General features: G+C 63.8%; 1 protein-coding gene. It reads right to left on the reverse strand.

Annotated elements, in window-relative coordinates:
- Positions 1–24: 24 nt before the first annotated feature.
- On the reverse strand, positions 25–6,686 hold a 6,662-nt coding region (locus C1H69_RS00715), incomplete at its 5' end, for a two-partner secretion domain-containing protein (protein WP_133154942.1).

The raw sequence follows: 6,686 nt of genomic DNA on the forward strand, positions 1-6,686 counted from the left end.
GGCTCGCCGCCGCGTCCTCGGCTGTTACAGTTCCTGCTCCTCGCAGTCCGGCCCCTCGCAGTCGTCGATCTCCAGGTCGTAGATCACGCCATCCACCTCGATTTGCTGGATATTGGCCGAGAAGCTGGCGGGAGTGGTGTCGTCGGTGCTGCCGCCATCGGCATCGATTCTGGCGTTGAGCAGGCCCAGCGCCTGGGTGCTGTTGCCCTCGAAGCCGCGTTGCACGCCGGTGGCGGGCGGCGTGAGCTGCCGGGCGGCCTGGGTGGCGGTGGTCAGCGAAACCTGCATGCGGCCATCCAGGCCGCCGTCGGCGATGGTGCCGCCGTCCCCTATCGGGGTGGTGGGGTTGGCTGGGCTGACGGGAGTGCTGCCACCACCCGTGCCAGGATCGCTGCCGCCACCGCTCGTACCGGGGCCGCTGCCGTCGCCCGTACCGGGTGCGTCCCCATCGCCCATATTCGCAATCTCTTCTCTGACGGTGTCCAGATCCTTGCTTCCGCTGGTCAGGTCATCGACATGCTCGAACTCGGCCGCCGTCAGGCCATGCGCGCCGTGGTGCAGTTGCGCTGGCGTCAGCCCCAGGGCATCGGCGATGGGCGTGCCACCGCCGCCGCCATGGTGGCCGCTGTGGTCCGGGATGACGCCACTGCCCCTGCCCTCGGTGACCAGCCCGCTGGTTTCCTGGTTCCAGTAGTTGTTGACCGAGAACACCCCCTCCCAGTACGCCGTATAACCGGAGAATCCGCCCAGAAGTTCCGTTCTCCCGGATTCCGATGTCACCCGGCCACTGGAATGCGAGCGGGCGACCACCCCGCCGTTGCTGCCGATGAAACCACCGGCACCTACGGCATGACCGTACAGATTGTCCAGCGACGCATAGGCACCGCCAAGACTGCCATCGAGCAGGTGAACATCGCCGGTCGCATAGCTGTCGTAGACATGCCCGCTGATCCCCGCGTTCACCAGGGCGCCCAGGAATCCGCCGACATAATGGGTGCCGGTGACGTTGCCGGTGGCGTAACTGTTCTTGACGTCTCCAATGTTCAAGGTGCCGGCGAATCCGCCTGCGGAGACGCCCGAGGCGACGCCAGACTCATTGGTGGCCGATACGTTCCCGGTCGCATAGCTGTTCTGCACGTCGGCGGAGAGTTCTCCGGTAAAGCCGCCCACCCTTGTATAGCCTTCCGTAACGATATCCACTCTGGAATAGCTGTTGTCCACATAGCCGGTAATGGCGCCAGCCATGCCACCGACACTCCCCGAGTTGCGATTGATCAGGTCATCGTCTCTGAAGGGTGTGGTCTGCCGTGCGGAAATGGTTCCAGTGGTGAAAACGTTGTAAAGCGATGAAACCCGGCCCGCCAGGACCCCTATCTCCAATACCCTCTGTTCGGCGACATCGATGGCGGCGTCGACCAGCCCCAGATTGCTTACCCTTGCCCGCCCCAGCATCCGGTTGCCCGCCAGGGTACCGCCGGGATTGGTCGCCTGGTCTTCCCAGCCGGTCTGTCCGCCGCCGAGGATGCGCTCGAACAAACCGCCAGTGTCGGACGTAAGGTTCGATATCATATGACCGAATCCGTCCAGGGCCCCGGTCAACGTCCCATCTATGGTTTCCCAGTTGCCCAGCGGTCCGAGGTCGATATCGCTGCCTAGTACATAGTAGCCGCCTAATGATTTTTCGAGACAACCCTCGGGATAATTGCATTGCTTCGAAGAGTTAAGACGCGAGTCGTAAGCGGTCTCCCCATAATCGGCTTCGTAGGTAATCGTCAACTCGTTTCGGAGTGAATCGAGTTCCTGCGCAGTGTTGATGACCCGGTACTCGATCAGATCGTTGCCTTCGCCCATCAGCACCTTGCCTGTGCTGTCGAAGTTGATCTTGCCCTTGAAGCTATCGTCGTTGTTGCCGGCCTCGTCCTTCCCGAACGACATCTTGACGCCATTGAAATTGATCTCGAATTGCGGATCGATGATGAGGTCGGCTGCGTTGTCGTACTGGTTTAGCGTTTCGAAACTCCTGCCATGCGACAGGGTAAGGCTTCCGGCTCCCGTCACCGTGAGTTCCTCGCCCACGTTGATACTTCCCGGGGTGTGGAAGGCAAGGGTGTTCGAAGACCAGTCGATTTTATCGTCGATATCGATGTCGTGTTCCAGCGACTCCAACCGCACGTTGGCTTTCGCAAGAGCGCTCGAAAGCGTTTCACCACTCATGCTGCCATTGCCGCCGACCTCGATGGCGGCGGCCGCGACGCGCCAGGAGCCATTGTCGCCGGATGGCCCGCTGGCATCGATGAGGGTGGCATCGGCAACGCGTACGACCTCACCGGCAAAGGTTATCTGGCCACCAGGCGCATCACTGGACGATACGTCGAACGTGCCCGCCGCCGCCACGCTGCCTTGGGAACTACCCCGCGCGAGATTGCTCAGGCCGCCATCGACCGTTAGAGAAGCACCTTCCCCGGCGGCGAGAACGATCGTTCCACCCGATGCGACGATGTTGCCACTGCTGGCCGCATTGCCACCGATGAGGGCGGCATGGCCCCCATCGACGATGACGATATCGCCTTCGTTGATGACCGCCGAATCGCCACCTTCGGCCACGAAGACATGGTGGCCGTTGTCGAAATCCTCATTCGTGAGATTCAGGCTGCTGGCGACCAGCCCGGCGACGTTCACCTGGGAGCGCGCGCCGAACAGCACGCCGTTGGCATTGAGAATGAAGACCTTGCCATTGGCCGTGATGGCCCCTTCGATGATGCTGGTCTCGTTGCCGATGACCCGGTTGAGGGTGATGGCGGCGGCGTTGGGTTGGTCGAAGTTCACCAGCATCGATTCGGGAACCGAGAAGGATTGCCAGTCGATGATGGCCTTGTCGGATGCTTGATGGATGCTGGTCACCGTCCCTGTCTGGCTGATGCTGGCCACACCGCTGACTACCGTGCCACCTTGAGGGCCACTACCGGCGCTGGCGCCGGGGGCGTGGACGAGCACGGTGCCGGTCGCGCCATCCAGGGTGTAGTTGGCGCCGCTCTGCTCCAGGCTCAGCCCCAACAGGTCGGTGAGCGTGCGCAGGCCCGGCTCTCCCGCTGGCAGCGCGACCGAGCCGCCGAGCGCGATCGAATCGCCGTCGGCGAGATTGGTGACCACCAGGTCGGCGGACGAGATCATGTCGCTGCCATGGGCGAGCGAGCCGCTCAGGTGGAGCGCCGCCGGCACGATGTCGCCATTCGCCGTCGCGGTGGAAAGCAGGTAGTTACCGCTGTCACCGCCGCCCAATACGCCTTCCACCGTCACCAGGATGTCCTGGCCTACGTTGCGGTCGGCGAATGTGGCCGAGGTGTGCGCGATGGTCACCAGGTCGCCGGAGACGACGCCATCGAGTTCCCAGTCCGCGACCGAGGCCTCGACACCGCCGTCGTAGACCTTATCGGCGATGGTGTAATCCACCGTCAGCGTCTTCGGGGTGATGTTCCCCGTCGCCGTACCGCTGCTGGAGGCCACATAGTTGCGGGTTTCCTGGTCGCCATAGGCGAACGCATAATCGAACTCGACTTCGATGCCCTGGCCCACGTTCCTGTGGGCGAAGCTCGCGGAGCGGAAGATGGCCGACACCTCCTCTCCGACGATGCCATCGATCTCGCCGCCGATCACGATGGCATCGAGCGTGCCGTCGTATACCTTGTCCTCGACACTGGCCCCGGTGACCGTCACCACCTTTGGATCGACGGCGATGTGTCCCAGAAGGGTCGAGTAGGCGGGCGACGCGAGAACCCGCGATGCCGAATGCACCCCCGCATTGAGGCGCGCATAGGGAGACAGCAGCGCCGCATCGATAGCGTCGCTATGGAACGCCGCCGCCGTATCGCCCCACTGCAACCCCGAGAAGACCAGCTTGCCGAGAATATCGTCGTCGCCATACTCCAGCGAGGCGGTACGGCGCACGTACACCAGCATCATCCGTAGAAGGGGACGTCCATCGCTGGAGGAGGCCCAATAGGCACTGTCGAAGCCTGCGTAGTTCGTCAGGTCCCTGGCCTCGGCTTCGCTCAGCTTGACGGCCTGGCTGTCGCTCAGGCCGTTGTTGTCCTGCCAGTAGGCATTGCTGATCGCTCCCCCCGACACGACGCCGACGAAGCCTTGGGCCGTTCCCGAATCGGTGCCCTGAACGCTGCCGGTGGCGTAGGCGTCGTGTATCGTCGCCGCATTGGTCCCGGCGAACCCCCCGACCCGTGCCAGATTCTGTGCATTGAAATCAGAACCCGTGACATTCCCCGTGGCATAGGCATTGCTCAGTTCGCCCAACTCGTTGTTGCCCACGAATCCACCAGCGGTTTGCCCCGTCACATCTCCCGTGGCATAGGCGGTGTCGATCTGCCCTCCCGCCCTGTTCAAACCTGCAAACCCGCCAGCCGTTGCCCAGGCGCCCTCGTCGCCCACCGACCCGGTGGCATATGACTGGGTGATCGTCCCTACGTTGCGACCGACGAAGCCGCCCATGTTGATGGGGACAAAAGCGGCGGTGCCGGATATATCGCCCATGGCATGGCTGTTTATCACCAACGATCCGGCACCATTCTGACCGACCAGCCCGCCAACCGCGATTCCAGAATCATTGGTGATGTCAACGTCGGCATAGCTGGCAGCAATGAGTGAAGATGTGTTGGCTTCGCCAACGAGGCCGCCACTGGCTATTGCCGATGCAGTTCGTATGGCGACATCTCCCGTTGCGAAGGCATTGACCAGACGCGTGTCACTTATCTGGCCCGCAAGCAGTGTTCCATGAAAGCGTATCCCCGAACCGGTTGCCGTCAGGTTGCCGTTCCTGATGCCGATATTGCTGATGTCACTGCCATAGGTATATCCGAACACGCCGTTCTGTGAGAAATTGACGTTCTCCAGAACATGGCCCAGGCCATTGAAATCTCCCTGGAAGCGGACGGTCAGCCCTGCTCCGGTTCCAATCGGGTCGAACGCCGCCAACCCGGAAAAGTCGATATCGCTTCCCAATACGTAGCGAGCATCCGGATTGTTCAGGTCGTTGCGCATCAGATCGAAATCCGCCGCGCTGGTGATGACATGGTATTGCTTCATGTCGGTCGCCGTTCCCATATGAACGGTACCGTTACCACTGAAATCGACCTTGCCGGAGAACTCCCCGGTGGCGCCCTGGGCGGTATAGAGACCAAAAGGCGCGGCCTCGTAGAATCCACTGGTATTGGTGCCCTCGCCGTAGGTGGCGACCAGGCTGGCTTCGTCGGTGGCGGTCAATACGCCATTGACCAGAATGTTCCGGGCGGAGGTCAGGGTCAGGGTGTTCCGGTACCAACTGATGTCGTCATTGACGACGATGTCGCCGTCGGTGGACAGCACCTCGAAATCGCCCTCGGTGGCCAGATAATTGCTGATGAAGCTACCCCGCAGGTCGCCGCCGGCGCCGATGGTGAAGTCCATCGGATCGATCAGCCAGGTACCGTTCTCGCCGTGCTCGGCGCGGGTGGAGATGGTGGCGCTGTCGCCGATCCTCACCGTCTTGCCGGAGGTCTCGACCAGGCCGCCGTTGCCGCCCTGGGTACCCCCTTTGGCGGAGAAACCGCCCTGGGCGATAGTCTCGCCGTCGGACCAGACGACGATGCTGCCGCCGTCGCCGTGGTGCGTGGCATCGGCGCTGAGGGTGCTGGTGGCGTCCACCGTGGCGCTGCGGGCGTGGGGCAGGTCGCCGCCGCCACGGTAACCGCCGCCGATCTCGATGCTGCCACCGCCCGTGGCGCCGGAAACGTCCAGGGTGGCGCCGCTCAGGGCGATATGTTCGCCGCTGACCTGGATGCCGCCGCCGCTGCCGGTATCGCTGCCCGCGTCGAGGCTGCCGGCGATCTGGACGCGGCCGCTGTCGCCGCCTTCGAGCACGATCTGGCCATTGCGGGTTTCCAGGCTGCGGGCGCGCACGATGCCTTGCTGGTTGACGACGTTGTTGAGCAGGCTGTCGGCGGCGCTGGCGGTGAGCAGTACACGACCACCGTCGGCCTGGATCAACTGGCGGTTCTCGACCAGCGCGTCCAGGGCCGGCTGGTCGATCTCGACACTGAGCAGGCCGTCGCCGGCGAAGTCCAGCGTCATGGCGTCACCGGCGGCCAGGGCCACGCTGCCGAGCTGGGCCTGAATCACCCCCTCGTTGCTGACCCGGCCACCGAGCAGCGCCACGGCGCCGCCGTCGTGGGCGGTGATGGTGCCCTGATTCAATACCTCGGCGGCGTTGCCATCGGCATCAGCCTGGAAGCGGTAGTGGCCGTTGAGGAAGTCCTCGTCGCGGATATCCAGGGTGGACGCCACCAGGCCGGCGGTGTCGACTCGGGCGTTGGGACCGAACAGCACGCCGTTGGGGTTGACCAGGAACACCTGGCCGTTGGCGTCGAGCTGGCCCATGATCCGCGAGGCATCGCTGCCGAGTACGCGGTTGAGGGCCACCGAGGCGCTGCCGGGCTGGTCGAAGGAGACGCGGTGGCCCTCGCCGATGTCGAAGCTGTCCCAGTTGGCGATCAGCTTGTCGCTGGCCTGGGCGACGCGCAGGTGCTGGGCGCCGGGGGTGGAGATCGTGCCGCTGCCGTGGACGATCTCGCCGCCGCTGGGCAGGTTGGCGCCGTGGGCGGTGCCGGCGAGCAGCAGGCTGGCGGCGAGCAGGGAGCCGC

This window comes from Billgrantia endophytica, from assembly GCF_002879615.1.
Taxonomy (GTDB): Bacteria; Pseudomonadota; Gammaproteobacteria; order Pseudomonadales; family Halomonadaceae; genus Halomonas; species Halomonas endophytica.